General features: G+C 72.3%; 17 protein-coding genes. 11 read left to right on the forward strand and 6 right to left on the reverse strand.

Features of this window, described 5'->3' with window-relative positions; genetic code table 11:
- Positions 1-166: 166 nt before the first annotated feature.
- Positions 167-508: a HopJ type III effector protein gene (locus ACFYZ4_RS25765; protein ID WP_351300972.1), complete on the reverse strand. Its 342-nt coding sequence runs from the start codon at positions 506-508 to the stop codon at positions 167-169.
- Positions 509-700: 192 nt separating this feature from the next.
- On the opposite strand from ACFYZ4_RS25765, the gene ACFYZ4_RS25770 reads away from it, so the two are divergent.
- On the forward strand, positions 701-1,543 hold the full coding sequence (locus ACFYZ4_RS25770; RefSeq protein WP_390784902.1) for an aldo/keto reductase: 843 nt from the start codon (positions 701-703) through the stop codon (positions 1,541-1,543).
- Between the two features lie 47 nt (positions 1,544-1,590).
- Entirely contained in the window at positions 1,591-2,046 is a 456-nt protein-coding gene (locus ACFYZ4_RS25775) for an RpiB/LacA/LacB family sugar-phosphate isomerase (protein ID WP_390784903.1), read from the forward strand.
- Between the two features lie 3 nt (positions 2,047-2,049).
- Here ACFYZ4_RS25775 and ACFYZ4_RS25780 read toward each other — a convergent pair whose 3' ends face one another.
- Entirely contained in the window at positions 2,050-2,385 is a 336-nt protein-coding gene (locus tag ACFYZ4_RS25780) for a hypothetical protein (protein WP_390784904.1), read from the reverse strand.
- Between the two features lie 463 nt (positions 2,386-2,848).
- On the opposite strand from ACFYZ4_RS25780, the gene ACFYZ4_RS25785 reads away from it, so the two are divergent.
- From ACFYZ4_RS25785 to ACFYZ4_RS25805, 5 genes are read left to right on the forward strand one after another with little or no spacing between them, the layout of a single operon-like run.
- The gene (locus tag ACFYZ4_RS25785; RefSeq protein ID WP_390784905.1) at positions 2,849-4,324 is read left to right on the forward strand and encodes a sensor histidine kinase; all 1,476 of its coding nucleotides are present in this window, start codon (positions 2,849-2,851) and stop codon (positions 4,322-4,324) included.
- Between the two features lie 6 nt (positions 4,325-4,330).
- On the forward strand, positions 4,331-4,738 hold the full coding sequence (locus ACFYZ4_RS25790; RefSeq protein WP_030713382.1) for a roadblock/LC7 domain-containing protein: 408 nt from the start codon (positions 4,331-4,333) through the stop codon (positions 4,736-4,738).
- The gene (locus ACFYZ4_RS25795) at positions 4,735-5,097 is read left to right on the forward strand and encodes a DUF742 domain-containing protein (protein WP_351300957.1); all 363 of its coding nucleotides are present in this window, start codon (positions 4,735-4,737) and stop codon (positions 5,095-5,097) included. Before ACFYZ4_RS25790 ends, ACFYZ4_RS25795 begins: the two co-directional genes overlap by 4 nt.
- Positions 5,078-5,698: an ATP/GTP-binding protein gene (locus ACFYZ4_RS25800; RefSeq protein ID WP_351300954.1), complete on the forward strand. Its 621-nt coding sequence runs from the start codon at positions 5,078-5,080 to the stop codon at positions 5,696-5,698. The genes ACFYZ4_RS25795 and ACFYZ4_RS25800 overlap by 20 nt, the downstream gene beginning before the upstream one ends.
- Entirely contained in the window at positions 5,695-7,092 is a 1,398-nt protein-coding gene (locus ACFYZ4_RS25805) for a cytochrome P450 (RefSeq protein ID WP_351300951.1), read from the forward strand. Before ACFYZ4_RS25800 ends, ACFYZ4_RS25805 begins: the two co-directional genes overlap by 4 nt.
- 54 nt (positions 7,093-7,146) lie before the next feature.
- Here the strand turns inward: ACFYZ4_RS25805 and ACFYZ4_RS25810 are convergent, their stop codons facing one another.
- The gene (locus ACFYZ4_RS25810) at positions 7,147-8,298 is read right to left on the reverse strand and encodes a hypothetical protein (protein ID WP_390784906.1); all 1,152 of its coding nucleotides are present in this window, start codon (positions 8,296-8,298) and stop codon (positions 7,147-7,149) included.
- Positions 8,295-9,158, reverse strand: a complete 864-nt coding sequence (locus tag ACFYZ4_RS25815) for an SAM-dependent methyltransferase (protein ID WP_390784907.1) — start codon at positions 9,156-9,158, stop codon at positions 8,295-8,297. The genes ACFYZ4_RS25810 and ACFYZ4_RS25815 overlap by 4 nt, the downstream gene beginning before the upstream one ends.
- A 426-nt stretch (positions 9,159-9,584) precedes the next feature.
- Between ACFYZ4_RS25815 and ACFYZ4_RS25820 the strand changes: the two genes are divergently transcribed.
- Positions 9,585-9,947: a transglycosylase family protein gene (locus tag ACFYZ4_RS25820; protein WP_390784908.1), complete on the forward strand. Its 363-nt coding sequence runs from the start codon at positions 9,585-9,587 to the stop codon at positions 9,945-9,947.
- Positions 9,948-9,968: 21 nt separating this feature from the next.
- Here ACFYZ4_RS25820 and ACFYZ4_RS25825 read toward each other — a convergent pair whose 3' ends face one another.
- On the reverse strand, positions 9,969-10,493 hold the full coding sequence (locus ACFYZ4_RS25825; protein WP_390784909.1) for a VOC family protein: 525 nt from the start codon (positions 10,491-10,493) through the stop codon (positions 9,969-9,971).
- A 93-nt stretch (positions 10,494-10,586) separates the two neighbouring features.
- Positions 10,587-11,324, reverse strand: coding sequence for a VOC family protein (locus ACFYZ4_RS25830; RefSeq protein ID WP_351300978.1), 738 nt, complete (start codon positions 11,322-11,324; stop codon positions 10,587-10,589).
- A gap of 312 nt (positions 11,325-11,636) precedes the next feature.
- Here ACFYZ4_RS25830 and ACFYZ4_RS25835 point away from each other — a divergent pair, with 312 nt between their 5' ends.
- Genes ACFYZ4_RS25835 through ACFYZ4_RS25845 form a run of 3 tightly spaced genes read left to right on the forward strand, consistent with a single transcriptional unit; the run spans position 11,637 to position 13,637 of the window.
- Positions 11,637-12,323 carry a HemK2/MTQ2 family protein methyltransferase gene (locus ACFYZ4_RS25835; RefSeq protein WP_390784910.1) on the forward strand — a complete coding sequence of 229 codons (687 nt, stop codon included), beginning with the start codon at positions 11,637-11,639 and terminating at the stop codon, positions 12,321-12,323.
- Positions 12,307-12,588, forward strand: a complete 282-nt coding sequence (locus ACFYZ4_RS25840) for a CDGSH iron-sulfur domain-containing protein (RefSeq protein ID WP_351300933.1) — start codon at positions 12,307-12,309, stop codon at positions 12,586-12,588. Before ACFYZ4_RS25835 ends, ACFYZ4_RS25840 begins: the two co-directional genes overlap by 17 nt.
- An 8-nt stretch (positions 12,589-12,596) precedes the next feature.
- Positions 12,597-13,637: an iron-containing redox enzyme family protein gene (locus ACFYZ4_RS25845; protein ID WP_390785062.1), complete on the forward strand. Its 1,041-nt coding sequence runs from the start codon at positions 12,597-12,599 to the stop codon at positions 13,635-13,637.
- Positions 13,638-13,643: the final 6 nt, after the last annotated feature.

Below are 13,643 nucleotides of genomic sequence, written 5' to 3' on the forward strand. Positions count from 1 at the left end.
CCCGCCGCGGCGGGGGCCCCCCCCGTGCGGTGGGCCCCCCCCCCCACCCCGCTGGCGCAAAAAAAAAAAGGGGGGGGGGGGGGGGGGCCCGGGGGGGGGGGGGGGGGGGGGGGGCCGGCGCGCCCCGCCACCCCCCCCCCGACCGGGCCTTCCCGCGGAAGCGCTTTCAGCTCTTGCGGGCCAAGGGCTGCCCGGCGAAGCGCACCCCTGTCAGGCCGTGGACCATGAGGTTGCGGATGTTGGCGTGATCGGTGCTGTCCGGCGTCGTCAGCACGCTGCGATAGTGCTCACCGAATGCCTGCAGGGCCTCCTGGTCGCTCAGCCCTTCCAGCAGGGCCAGTCCCAGCGTCTTGCAGGAACCCTCGTTCTCACCCGCGGCATTTTCCAGCTCCCCGTTGCGGAACGCCTGCGGCTGATACGAGTAATGCGCGGCGACGAAGGCCAGGGTGTCGGCGAACTCGTGCGCACCCGACGCAAGGCTTGCCCGCAGTGAGTTCAGATCAGTCATGGTGGTACCCCTGGGTTGAACGGACGACCCGGTTGCCGTCCGTGACCGGAGGACACTACCTCCCTCATGGCCACTCGCCAGGAATCGGGCCACATGTCGGAACGGCGGCATCTCCGCAGGTCACGGTGGTGACCCGACCCAAGGTCAACCGCGCTGTTAGCGTTGGTCCTTGATCGAGGGGGCGGAGGCGGCATGACAGTGGACATGTTTCGTATCGGCGGGGATCTGGGTGTACGGCGGCTCGGGTTCGGAGCCATGCGGCTGCCGAGTGAGCCGGGTCCCGCCCGTGAGGGCTCTCTGGCGGTCGCCCGGCGGGCCGTCGAGCTGGGCGTCACGCTGATCGATACCGCCCACATGTACGGCTGGGGAGCCAATGAGGAACTCCTCGCCGAGGCCCTGTACCCCTACGTGGACGGGCTGACCATCGCCACCAAGGTCGGAGTCGCACGCTCGGCCTCCCCAGCCGGATGGAAGCTCGACGCCCGGCCGGATGTGCTGCGCGGGCAGGTCGAACACGCCCTCCGCAGGCTGCGCGTCGAGCGGATCGAGCTGCTCCAGCTGCACCGCATCGATCCGGCGGTGCCCCTGGCGGATCAGCTCGGTGCCCTGCGGGAACTCCGGACCGAGGGCAAGGTCGGACGGATCGGACTGTCCGAGGTCACCGTCACGGAACTGGACCGGGCGCGCGAGATCGTCGACGTCGCGAGCGTGCAGAACCGCTACAGCCTGCTCGACCGCGAGCACGAGCCGGTGCTCGCCGCGTGCGAAGCGGCGGGGATCGCGTTCCTGCCGTGGCGGCCGGTCGCCACGGCGGCGTCGGACACGTCGGCCGAGATCGCCGCCGTGGCCGCCGAACTCAACGCCACCCCGGCACAGGTCTCGCTCGCATGGCTCCTTCACCGCTCTCCGGTCATTCTCCCGATTCCGGGCACCTCTCGAATCGGCCACCTGGAGGAGAACCTCGCCGCGGCGCATCTCCACCCGGACCCGGCCGGCCTCGACCGCCTCGACCGCCTCGATCGGTTGGCCGAGTGAGCCGTTCCGGCTCCGGTCCACCTGTTGTGGTCGGTTAGTGTCGGGGCATGCGGATCTCCGTTTCCTCGGACATGGACGAACCCGTGGCTCGCGCACTCCTCGGGCAACTGCGCGACCGCGGACACGACGTGGTGACGTACGGGGCGCTGAGCCCAGGCGACGATCCGCAGTGGGCAGCCTGCTCGGAGGCGGCGGCCCGCGAGGTCGCCGCCGGGAACGCCGACCAGGCCGTCGTGTGCTGCTGGACCGGTACGGGCGCGTCGATCGCCGCGAACAAGGTTCCCGGCGTACGCGCGGCCCTGTGCACGGACGCCTACACGGCGGACGGTGCGCGCCGCTGGAACGACGCCAACGTGCTCGCGCTCAGCCTGCGCCTGACCTCGGAACCGCTCCTCACGGAGATCCTCGACGCCTGGTTCGCCGCCGAGGCGAGCGCGGACGCCGAGGACCGGGAGAACGTGGCGCGCGTCGAACGGCTCGACCACAGCAGAACCACACCCTGAGGGTCAGTGGTCGTGGCGTGCCCCGTGCTCCAGTGACCGGGGCCGGCTCGCGCCCGCGCCGGTATCGGGGCCGAGGTGCAGCGGGGTCGCGTGTTCGCCGGGCCCGGTCGCGGTGAGGGGGATGCCGAGGCTCTGGCACATCCGCTGTGCGCGGGCCAGCGCGCTGAAGGTCATGGGGGAGGGAGAGTCGGTCGGCAGTTCGACCGTCACCCGGGAGGGGCGGTGCGCGTGGACGAGGGATTCGATCTGCAGGGCGGCCGCGGACCGGTTCGTGACGTCCAGCTCCTGCAGGATCCGCACGTGCAGGGTGTCCTCGGCGATGCGGTGACTGATGACCATGCGGCGCCTCCCGCCCACCGGGATCCGGACGGCACCAGCGGTATGGGGTGCCTGGCTACCAGTGTGGGGCAGCCGATCCCGCACCGCGCGCCCCGGACATGACCTAGCGCATTTCCGCCCGGGACGCCACTGCCCGACCAAGAGGTGCGGCCGGAACCGATCGGAGGGTGAGCGCCGGTTTACCCGCCGTGCACGGCGCCGGCACCCCCTCGACCTCCCACTACGCCGCCACGCGCCGCGGCGGGGCCCCCGCCTGCGCCGGAATCGGGCGCTGACCTTGGCGCATATCGGTTCCTCCGGTCCGATGAACTCCAACGAAACCACACGTGCGGGAAGTTGGGCGTAGTTATGCTCCCGCCCACCGGTCAGAAGGTCCCCCCTTTTCGATAGTTCGAGGACGCCGATGGAGCAAAGAGACATTCCCCCCGAAACCGCCCACGTGGAGGGGAGAGTAGGCCGGCTGATGCCCACGATCGCCCTCGTGGCCGCCGCCTGCCTGGTCGGCGCTCTCGCCTCCTCCGCGGCACCGTTCGGCACCGCACTGATCGCCGTGGCCGCCGTCTGCGCGGCAGCGGTGTTCGTCGAGGCGTTACGGCGTGGCCGCGCGCTCGCCGCCGAGCGCGCCCAGGTCGCCGCCCTCCGGCACGCCCTGTCCCGGCAGGAGACCGAGGCGGCCCGCCTGTCCCAGGTGGTGCTGCCCGAGGCCATCGAGCGACTGCGCAGGGGCGAGCTGGCCGAGGAGGTGCTGACCGCCCTGGGCGGGCGCGGCGGACAGGGCGACCGCTGGGGCAACGACAAGGCCCTGACCCCGCGCTTCCGCGCCGCCCTGCAGGCCGTGCTGTCCCACGTCATCGACGCCGTCGACAACGAGGAGAGCCTGCGCGACTCGGCGCAGCGGGCCTTCGTGAACGTCGCCCGCCGCATGCAGGCGATCGTCCACCAGCAGGCCCACGAGATGCGCGAGATGGAGGACCGGCACGGCAGCAACCCCGACGTGTTCGGCGACCTCCTGCGACTGGACCACGGCACCGCCCTCATCGGCCGGCTCGCCGACTCCATCTCGGTCCTCGGCGGTGCGCGCCCCGGCCGCCAGTGGAGCAGGGCCGTCACGCTGTACAGCGTGATGCGCGGCGCGATGTCGAGGATCATCGACTACCAGCGGGTGGAGCTCCACTCCGTCACCGAGGTCGCCGTCGTCGGCCCGATCGTGGAACCGCTGATCCACACCCTGGCGGAGCTGCTGGACAACGCCACCCGGTACTCGCCGCCGCACACCCGGGTCCACCTCACCGCCGTCGAGGTGCAGTCGGGCATCGCCGTGGAGATCGAGGACGGTGGCCTCAGCATGAGCGAGGAGGCCCGCGGCCGCGCCGAGAAGATGCTCGCGCAGGCGCAGTCCGGGATCGACCTCAACGACCTGGGCGAGACGCCGAGGCTGGGCCTCGCGGTGGTCGGCCGGCTGGCACAGGCGTACGGGTTCCAGGTCTCCCTGCGCTCGTCGGCGTACGGCGGCGTACGCGCCGTCGTCATCGTGCCGCAGCACCTCATCACCACGGCGTCCTCGGCGACGGGTCTCGCCCACGGCATCGGCTCCTCCTCGGGGCCCAGGGCCGTGGCCGCCACACCGCGCGAGCACCCCTTCGACCGCTCGCCGGGCGGAGTCTCCGCGCCCCGCCACGCACCGGCTCCGGTCCCCAGGCCGGCTCCCGCCGGCGGCGGGCAGCCGGACACCGGACGCACCGCGACGGGCCTGCCGCAGCGACGCCGGAAGGACCGTGCCACCACCTTCGACGTCCGGCCGGCCGCGGAGCCGCAGCCGGCGGACGACCAGGGCCCCGGAATGTGGCTGGAGGCCTTCCACAGCGGACTGTCCGGCGCGCCCGGCCACGACGCGCCGGGCGCCGAGGGCGCGTCGGGTTCAGCGACCAAGGGGGCGTAAGCAGTGATGACTCAGCGAATCAGCAGCATGGACTGGATGCTCAAGGACCTGGCCGCCGGAGTGCCGCAAACGCGGCACGTGATCGTCCTGTCCGCGGACGGGCTCTGCGTGGCGCAGTACGGGGCCGAGACCGACACGGCCGACCGCCTGGCGGCGGCCTGCGCGGGCCTGCAGAGCCTCGCCGGGGCGGTGGCCGCGGAACTGCCCCGCTCCGAGGGCAGGATGCGCCTGGTCGTGATCGAGATGGACGGCGGGTTCTTCTACCTGATGGCCGCCGGCGACGGCTCCTACCTCGCGGTCCTCGCCGACGAGGGCGTGGACGCGGGCCTGATGGGCGCGCAGATGCGCAACCTGGTGACCCGAATGGGGGACCACCTGAGCAGCCCGCCCCGACATGACGGGCAGCCCGCGTGAATGAGCCGCCCACCACCAGCTGGGAGGACGGCAGCCCCGAACGGCTCTACGTCATCACCGGCGGACGCAGTGGACCCTCCACCGCCGTCCATCTGGACCTCGTGACCTTAGTCGTGGCCAAAGGGCACGCCCGGCCCGAGATGCAGCCCGAGCAGGCGGCCATCCTCCGGATGTGCCAGTCACCGCTGTCGGTGGCCGAGATCGCCGCGTACGCCGGCCTGCCCGTGAGCGCCGTCACCGTGCTGGTCGGAGACCTGATGGCCGCTCAGCGGGTGTACGTCCGCCCGCCCGTTCCCGCCGCGCAGCTACCCGACCTTGCTCTGATCGAGGCAGTGATCGATGGACTTCAGAAACTCTGAGCCGCCCGCCGGGCCGCGCGAGGCGGACATACTCCCGCAGACGGCCGCGGCCGCCGTGAAAGTCGTCATCGTCGGCGGCTTCGGCGTGGGCAAGACGACGATGGTCGGTGCGGTCAGCGAGATCAAGCCGCTGACGACCGAGGAGACCATGACCAGGGCCGGCGTCGGTGTCGACGACACCTGGGGCGTGGCCCGCAAGATCACCACCACCGTGGCCATGGACTTCGGCCGCATCAGCATCAACGACGAACTCGTCCTGTACCTGTTCGGAACACCAGGGCAGGAGCGCTTCTGGTTCCTGTGGCGCGGACTCTTCGAGGGCGCGCTCGGAGCGGTCGTACTCCTCGACACCCGACGGCTGGAGATCAGCTTCGACGTCATCGGACGACTGGAGGAGCGGGGCGTCCCCTTCGTCGTGGCCGTCAACTCCTTCCCCGGCGCGCCCGAGCATCCGGTGGAGGAACTGCGCCAGGCCCTCGATCTGCCCCCCGCCGTCCCGATCCTCGTCTGCGACGCCAGACGGCGGGACTCGTCCCGCGATGTCCTGCTGACCCTCATGCGCTACCTGCACTCCCAGGCAGCCACCCAGGAGGCAATGTGAGCACCACCCCCACCCCACCGCCCGAGTGCCCCGCCCACGCCGCGGCGGCGACGGCGGGCGGCCTGTACCGGCTCCACGGAGCGGAGGCCCAGGCCGACCCCCTCGCGCTGTACGAGAAGCTGAGGGCCGAACACGGCGCGGTGGCCCCCGTACTGGTGAGCGGGGACCTTCCGGCCTGGCTGGTCCTCGGCCACCGGGAGAACCTGGACGTGGCACGCACGTCCTCGCGCTTCGCCCGCGACCCCCGGGGCTGGCGCGACATGAGAGAGGGCCGGGTACCGGCCGACACCCCGCTCGGCCCCATGGTCTCCTGGGTACCGGTCTGCAACTTCACCGACGGGCCCGTTCACGAGCGGCTGCGCTCGGCCGTGGTGGAGTCCCTGGAGCGCTTCGACAAGCGCGGCATCCGCCGCTACGTGACCCGCTTCGCCAACCAGCTCGTCGACCAGATCGCGGCCGAGGGGTACGCCGACCTGGTGTCGGCCTTCTCCGACCAGCTCCCCATGCTGGTCATGACGCAGCTCATCGGGGCACCCGACGAACACGGACCCCTGCTGGTCAACGCGGCACGCGACATGCTCCAGGGCACCGAGACGGCCCTCCAGAGCGACCGCTACGTCACCGCCACGCTGGAACACCTGGTCGTGGAGCGCAAGGCCCGGCCCGCCCGCGACCTGGCGTCCTGGCTGATCGAGCACCCCGCGAACCTGAGCGACACCGAGGTGCTGATGCACCTGCGCGTCGTGCTGATCGCGGCCTACGAGACCACCGCCAACCTCATCGCGAACACGCTGCGGACCGTACTGACCGACCCCCGCTTCCGGGCCAGCCTCTCCGGAGGCCACATGACCCTGCCCGACGCCCTGGAGCAGGTCCTGTGGGACGACCCACCGATCAACACGATCATCGGGCGCTGGGCCACCGGTGACACCCTGCTCGGCGGCCAGCAGGTGAAGGCCGGCGACATGATCCTGCTCGGCCTGGCGGCGGGCAACGCCGACCCGCAGATCCGCCCGGATCCCCTGGTCTCCGTCCACGGCAACCGCTCCCACCTGGCCTTCAGCAGCGGACCGCACGAGTGCCCGGGCCAGGACATCGGGCGGGCCATCGCCGACACCGGCATCGAGGTCCTGCTGGACCGGCTGCCCGACCTCCAGCTGGCCGTTGACGCGAGCGAGCTCCAATGGCGGGGCACCCTCATGTCACGCCACCTGCTGTCGCTGCCGGTACGGTTCGCCCCGCGCTCCGTGCCGCTCCCGCAGCCCCAGGAGGAGCAGCCGGCCGGGCACCCCGTACACGCGCTCATCCCGCCGCAGCCGACGGCGGCGCCCGCGGTCGGCGGCCGCCGTCGCCGTGGCGTCAGCTGGTGGCGCCGGCTCTTCGGCCGCCGCTGAGGGCGGCCGCCCGCGCCAGGACCCCGGCCGAATTCGGCCGGGGCCCGACCTTGCTCAGTCGCGTACCCGCCGCCACCAGGAGGCGAGGGCCGGCACTTCCGGCGGCTCGGTTCCGCCGACGCTGGGGGCATCGGCGTACCGGAGCGTGAACCGGGCCTCCGCGAGCGGCAGTTCGTGCCGGTTGCGGGGGCTCGCGTACCGGGGGGCACGGCTCTGCCACGCGATGGAGCCGGCCACGTAGTGACCCAACGCGGCCAGATGGCGCCGCAGTTCGCCGTCCGGGCCGTCCGCGCCGTCCGCTGAGCCCGCTGCGTCCGCGTCGTCCTCCAGCTGCGCCCGCAGCCTGGTGAAGAGGACCATCACCCGGTCGCGCAGGGCCACCGCGAGCGGAACCGCCTCGGCGGGAGAGCAATTCTCCTGGTGGGCCAGTACGTTGACGAGGTTCACCTCGCGCGGCTCCAGGTGGTCGTCCTTGTCGTAGGAGAACAGGTCGTTGTCCGCGCTGACGACGAACCCCGCCGCGTCCGTCAATGCCGTCAGGGCGGGGGAGCAGAGCGCGTCCGCCGGCAGGCGGTCCCCGCGTGCGACGTCGGACCAGGTCAGCGAGAAACGCGTACCGTTCGCCAACGGACCCATGGCGACGAAGTCGTTCAGCCCCGGCATGGTCCCCGCCTCGGCCTGGGCGGCGCGCCAGGCAGCCCCGAGCAGCCAGTCGCGCGTCCCCTCGACGAACCGGCGCAACTCGTAGGGGGTGAGCAGGTCATGGGTGCGGTGCACCAGGTCCAGGAGCGCGCGGGTCATGGTTCCCTCGGGCAGCACCGACGCCCCGGGGTCCTCGATGGTCCGCAGCAGCCGGGCCCCGTGTTCGACGACGGCGCTCGTCCCCACCTCGTCGGAACCCGAATCCTGCCAGTCGTCCACGGCGTTGGCCCAGTAGTTCCACTCGGTGAACAGCAGCAGCGCCTCCACGTTCCCGGCGGGGATGATGCGACAGGAGAAGTCGGCGCTGTGGGTGGCGAGCCCCCACGCGCGCTCGACCGGATCGGGGTACAGGCCGAAGGCGTCCAGCCACGCGACCGCCCGGGCCTCCACCTGCTTCGCCTCGGGATGGAGGAGGTCGCGCTCCAGGGGGCAGTAGAACGACGGCAGGCGCGCACCGAGGCGCGAGGGGCGCGGCGCCGGTGAGGGTGAGGACGACACCGTCATCGGCCACCTCCCAACCGGAAGTGCAGCAGCCGCGTATGCACCGCGTGGTCACGCCAGAGGCGGAAGAACCTGCTGTGTGCGAGCGTCGACTGTTCGAGCCGTTCGCGGGTCCACGCACCGGGCTTGACGTGGGCGTCCGCCCGGAGGCGGTCGAGTTCGGCGGTGTTCCACGCCATGGACTGCACCCAGAACTCCGCCACCGAGTCCGTCACGTCCTCCTCGTGCGCGAGTTCAAAGCCGGCCGCCTCGGCCGCGGCCAGGTATTCCCCGCGCAGCCCCAGCCGCGTTCTGTAGTAGTCGTCGATGAACTCGCGCCACTCGGAGCGGCCCGCGAAGTGCTCCTGGATCCCGAACCATCCGCCGGGCTCCAGCGCCTTGGCCACGACGTCGAAGAGCCGCGTCCGGTCGGTGTAGCCGCTGCTCTCGTTGGCGTAGACGGCGTCGTACGCCCGGGTCTCGTCCAGGTCGTGCACGTCCGCCAGTACGGGATGCACCCGCCCGTCGACCCCGGCGTGCCGGGCGAAGTGCCGGACGATCGGGATGTGTTCCTCGGCGAGGGTGAGGCTGGTGACCGATGCCCCGTGTTCCTGCGCCCAGTACAGCGACGTACCGCCCAGCCCGCAGCCGATGTCCAGCAGCCGCCGGGGAGGTGCCTCGTACGCGCCCCAGGACCGGGCCGCGTGCTCGACGATCCGTTCCTGGGCGTCGAGCATGCGCTGTTTGAGCATGTTCTGCGAGACGGTGGTGTCCGGCGGGCCGTCCGGGTACAGCCCCACGTGGAAGTGGACGCGGGGACCCGGGCCGTACTTCTGGAGGATCTCCTGTGTCTTGTGGCTGTAGTAGAGCCGTATGTCGTCCACGGCTGTGCCCTGCTCGCTGCCTAAGGACGATACGAGGGGTGTGACGCGCATGGGGTGTCCGCCCTTTCGTGGGGTAGGGCTGCCACCGGGACGCGCTGTCACCGCTCTCACCGCGTCCCGAACGGCACACTGTTGAAGCACGGATCATCGTGGCACTTCAGGAGCGCCACGTCAGCCCACTGGAGCAACACGAAGCCGCATCGGCGGCGCGGGCGATCGGCCGGGTGGAGCGCCGCCCCGGGGCCTCGGAGCGCCTTCGCGAGGGGTCGTAGAGCGTCCGTTCGGGTGGCGTCTTCCCCTCACCGACCTCAAGTGCCGCGGGAAGCGCGTCGGCTCGTGCTCTGCTGTGGCCACGACCCGAAGGCGGTCGTACGCGGGCCCGCCCGCTGTTCGCGGCAGGTCCGCCCCAACAGCGAAGGAGGACTGATGTCGTGCCACCGGAAGGACCGGCCCAGCCGGCGCATGCTCGGCCAACTGCTCGCCTCAGCGGTCTTGTTGACCGTGGCCTTGCTGGACGTGTCCGGAGCTCACGCCGCTACGGTCCACTCCAGACCGAAAGCCGACTGGGATGCCATCGCCCGATGTGAATCCGGCGGCAACTGGCGGGCGAACACCGGCAACGGCCATTACGGAGGACTGCAGTTCACCCAGTCGAGCTGGAAGGCGGCAGGAGGCCGCAAGTACGCGCCGCGCGCCGACCTCGCCACGAAGGCGGAGCAGATCGCGACGGCGAGGAGACTCGCCAGGATCCAGGGCATGGGGGCCTGGACCTGCGCACGCCGCCACTGAAGACCCGCGGAACGGGGCCGATCAGGGAGCAGGGTGTCGGGGGGCGCTGGCCACCCCGGATTCCCGCCCGCCGAGTTCGGCGTCCAGGGTCTCCTGGGCGATGCGCATCGACTCGGCGTACTTCGGCTCGGACATCCGCTGCCAGGCCAGGTCCGGTGCGACGTCCTCGACCCGGCTCGTCACCCACCAGATGTTGCCGAACGGGTCGCGCACCCGCCCGCCGCGGTCCCCCCACGCGCTGTCGACGGCCCGGGTGACCACCGTGGCCCCGTGTGCCACCGCGGCGGCCATGGCGGCGTCGGCATCGGGGACGTAGACGCGCAGCAGCGCGGGCATCACCGGCCAGTCGGGCCTGCGGTCGAAGGCCAGTACGACCGTGTCGCCGACGCGGATCTCGCCGTGGCCGATGGTGCCGTCCTCGAGGGGCACGCGGGAGATCTCCTCGCCGTCGAAGGCGGCGGTGATGAAGTCGAGCAGCGCGCCCGTGTCGTCGGTGACGACCCACGGCGCGACGCTGGTGTACCCCTCGGGGGCGGTGTGCTTCATCGGAATGTCCTCTCTGCCGGTTCCTGCTGTCGTGTGTCGTGTGCCGACGTGACGACAGTAGGACCGGACCAGGTCAGGTTCCGTCCTAGACGGTCAGGCAGGGGTGTCCTGGGGCGCCACCACGGTGAAGAGCGCCCCCTCGGGATCGGCGAGGACGATCCAACGGCTCATGCTGGACGTCTGTACGGGCGAAGCGGTCCGGCCGCCCTGGCCGGCGGCGGCGTCGACCGCGGCTTCGAGGTCCGGTACGCGGAAGTGGACGTGCCACCGGGGGCGCACCTCGGGGTCGGGCGCCGCTTCGAGCGCGCCGCCGCTGATGCGGGCGACGGTGTCGCGGCCGTGGCGCAGGACCACGTGGGCGTGCTCGTAGGACACCGTGCAGCAGGACGACCGCTCGCTGCCCCAGTCGAGGACCTCCCCGTAGAAGATGGCCGCGGCGAACGCGTCGCGGGTCCGCAGCTCCAGCCAGGCCGGGGCGCTTCCCCGGCCGACGGACCAGTCGGGGACGACCTCGCCCTGCCAGAAGCCGAAGACGGCTCCGGCGGGGTCCGCCGCCAGGGCGGCTCGCCCGGTGCCGAAGGCCAGGGGGCCGACCGCCATGGTGGCGCCGCGTTCGCGGATCCGTGCGGCGGTCACATCGGCGTCGTCGACGGCGAAGTACGGCGTCCACACCACCGGCGCGTCGGCACTCCCGCCCAGCGCGCCGACACCCGCGACGGGAGCCCCGTCACGGAAGGCGACCATCATCCCGTGCCCCAGGTGCGTGGGACGGAATTCCCAGCCGAGCACGGCACCGTAGAACCGCTGGGCGGAGCCGAGATCCCGGGCCAGCAGGCTGACCCAGCACGGGGCACCGAAGATCTCGTGGCTCGACGTCGACACAGCTGTCAGCCTCATCTGCCGCTCGGGTGGGACGGGACCCCTCCACGGTAGACCCGGCCGCAGCGCCGGGCCGTGAGCCACGGTCGGAACCGGGCCGGCGGGCGCGCCGCACGGTCACCGGCCTGGCTCGGCCGATTCCGTGTGATCCTCCGAAGATCGACGCGAATCCGGATGGGGACCGTCTGACGGGGCAGCCGCACAGTCCCATCCGTTGCGCGGTCCGCCACTGCCGGGCCCGCGTTCGATCCCCGGAGGCACGCGGTGTCCAGTACGACCCTGACCCCGGGCCCCCTGCCGGTCGGCCTGTTCGCGCTGCCGGGTGTCTACCGGCCGCAGGCGGACACCCGCCTCCTCGCGGAGGCGCTCGCCCACGAGGAGCTCGGGCCGCGCACCGACGCCCTGGAGATCGGCACCGGCACCGGGGCACTGGCCCTGCACGCCGCGGGCAGGGGAGCCCGGGTCACGGCGGTCGACGTCTCCTGGCCCGCGGTGCTCACGGCGCGGCTGAACGCGTTGCGCCGGCGACTGCCCTTGCGCGTCCTGCACGGCGACTTCGCAGTACGGACCGCCGGCCGCCGCTTCGACCTGGTCGTCGCGAATCCGCCGTACGTCCCCGCGCCGGGGACCCGGCTCCCGTCGCACGGGCCGGAGCGGGCCTGGGACGCCGGCCCGGACGGGCGCCAGGTCATCGACCGGATCTGCGCGAGCGCCCCTGACCTCCTGAGACCCGGTGGTGTGCTGCTCCTGGTGCACTCGGGCCTGTGCGGAGCCGAGACGACCGTGGACCGGCTGGCCGGGGCGGGACTGGCGGCGGGGGTCATGGCGAGGGCTTCCGTGCCGTGGGGGCCGGTCCTGCGTTCGCGACGGGCCTGGCTGCACGCGCAGGGACTCGCCGACGAGGCCGAGGAATGGGAAGAGCTGGTGGTCATCCGTGCCCGGAACCTCTGAGACCGCCGCGGACCCGGCCCCCCGCCGAGTCCCCTGCCGGGAGCCCCGCCAAGACCCCCGCCGGGTGTCCGTGGATCCCGAGGGCCCGGTCCTCGTCGAGGGGCCGGTCGAGATCGTCCTGGACGACGGGACGGTCGCCCGCTCCGACCGCTTCATGGTCGCGGTCTGCACCTGCCGCCGCAGCCGTACGTACCCCTGGTGCGACACCAGCCACCGCCGACGCGAGCGGGCCGACCCGCCGCCGCCCGAGGACAGGACCCCGTGATGCCCCCGATGACCCCTCCCGGCCCCGGCACGACGGCCCCCGCCGCCGGCCCCCGCCTGGCCGAGGCGCGGGGCCCGCTGTCCGCGGCCGTGGCCGAGGCCCTGCGGTCCGGCAGCGCGCCCGCGTACGCCACCGGGTCCGTACTGAAGGCCGACCCGTGGGGTGAGGACCTCCAGCTCGCGCTCTACCTCCTCTACGAACTGCACTACCGAGGCTTCGCCGGCGTGGACGACGAACGCGAATGGGATCCGGACCTGCTGCGCCTGCGCGGAGCCCTCGAAACCCGCTTCCTCCATGCCCTGCGCACCGAGCTCGCCGACGCCCCCCGATCGGTCGAGGAGGCCTTCGCCCCGCTGCTCGTCGAGCCGGTCGACCTCTCCGGCAGCCTCAGCCACCGGCTCGAAACGGAGGGAGAACTCTGGCAGTTGCGCGAGTACGCGGCCCTGCGCTCCCTCTACCACCTCAAGGAGGCCGACCCGCACGCCTGGGTCATCCCCCGGCTCACCGGCCGGGCCAAGGCCGCCATGGTCGCCATCGAGTACGACGAGTTCGGCGCCGGCCGCGCCGACCGCATCCACGCGGAGCTCTTCGCGGCCCTGATGGCCGATCTCGGGCTGGAAACCGCGTACGGCCGCTACCTGGACCACGCACCGGCGCCCCTGCTCGCGACCGTGAACCTGATGTCCCTCCTCGGTCTCCACCGGGCGTCGCGCGGCGCGCTGGTGGGCCACTTCGCGTGCGTCGAGGTCACCTCGTCGCCCGGGTCCAGGCGCCTGGCCAAGGCCATGCGGCGCTGCGGGGCGGGACCCGCAGCCGAACACTTCTACGCCGAACACGTGGAGGCCGATGCCGTCCACGAACAGGTCGTACGCCACGAGGTCATCGCGGGGCTGCTGGCCGACGAGCCCGGCCTCGAGGCGGACGTCGCCTTCGGGTGCGCGGCGACCGTCCTGCTGGAGGACCGCCTCGCGACCCACATCCGGGAGGCCTGGGACCAGGGGCACAGCGCATTGCGCTCGCCCCTGCCGGTACGAGCGGTTCCGGCTTGAGCCTGT

Origin of the sequence: Streptomyces sp. NPDC001513, assembly GCF_042894695.1 — a bacterium.
GTDB lineage: Bacteria > Actinomycetota > Actinomycetes > Streptomycetales > Streptomycetaceae > Streptomyces.